Genomic DNA, 1,084 nt, shown 5'->3' on the forward strand with positions numbered 1-1,084 from the left:
GAATCAGGCGCAGATAACTGGCAGGGGAAGGGGCGCCGATGGCGCAGAGGGCGGGCATGGCGTCCAGGACGGCGCCGAGGAAAATGTTCGCCGTGGCGGCGAGGCCGTGGGCGGCGGTGGGGTCACGGTGCAGGTTCCGCCCGTTCTGGCGCAGGCTCAGGTGCAGGTGGCAGCCGTTGCCGACCTGGCGGGCGACGACCACCGGCGCGAAGGCGGCACGCAGGCCGTGTGCCAGGCTGACCGCCCGTACGCTCTCGCGGACGAGGACGAGCTCGTCGGCGGCACGGACGGGATCGGCCGGTACGGTGGAGACCTCGAACTGGCCGGGTGAGTACTCGGGATGGAGCTGCAGGACCTCGATACCTTGCGCGGCGAGCGTGTCGTGGACCGCCAGCAGATAGTCCGACAGCTCGGCCACCCGGGTCAGTCCGTAGGCGGGACCCCGGCCGGCATGGCCTTCGGTGCCGTCGTCCTTGAGGACCACCCATTCGGTCTCGAAGCCCATCCGCATTTCCAGGCCTTGCGCTTCGGCCAGCCGTACCATGCGCCGGGCGAACTGCCGTTGGCACGCCGGATACGGGAGGCCGTTCTGGTCATAGCGGTCGGCCGGGGCCCAGGCCCAGCCCGGCTGCGCCGCCAGGATCGTGAGCCGCTCCAGGTCGGGCAGGAGCCGCAGGTCGCCGTCGGGGCCGCCGATGTGCGGTGAGCTGGCGACGGCGTCGTCCGAGGTATAGACGTCGAACACCGGGGACATGCCGACGCCGCGGTGCGCCGCCTGCGGCAGTCTGCTGGTGGGCACTGTCTTGACCCGGCTGACGCCCGCGTTGTCGACCCAGCTGATCGCGACGGCCCGTACGCCTTCGGCGGCAAGCCGCGCCGCTTCGTGGCGGGCCGACAACCGCCGCTCGTCCCGTTCTGCCGCTTCCACCGAACGCCTCCTCCCACCGCGCGGGTGTCCATCGCTGGGACACCCGCGTTCATGGTTGCCGATCCGCGCTCCCCCGCCCCCTCTCATGCGCGAGCCGCGCGTCGCACCGCGCCCCTGCGCGACGGGGCGACGGGCGCGGCCCCGACGGCTACCGGC

General features: G+C 72.6%; 1 protein-coding gene. It reads right to left on the bottom strand.

Going from position 1 to position 1,084, the window contains the following annotated elements; genetic code table 11:
• Positions 1-928, bottom strand: a 928-nt coding sequence (locus ACWGH4_RS35345; RefSeq protein ID WP_453468023.1) for a glutamine synthetase, incomplete at its 3' end; no start/stop codon positions are given.
• Between the last annotated feature and the right edge of the window lie 156 nt (positions 929-1,084).

The sequence above is a fragment of the Streptomyces sp. NPDC054847 genome, from assembly GCF_053610925.1.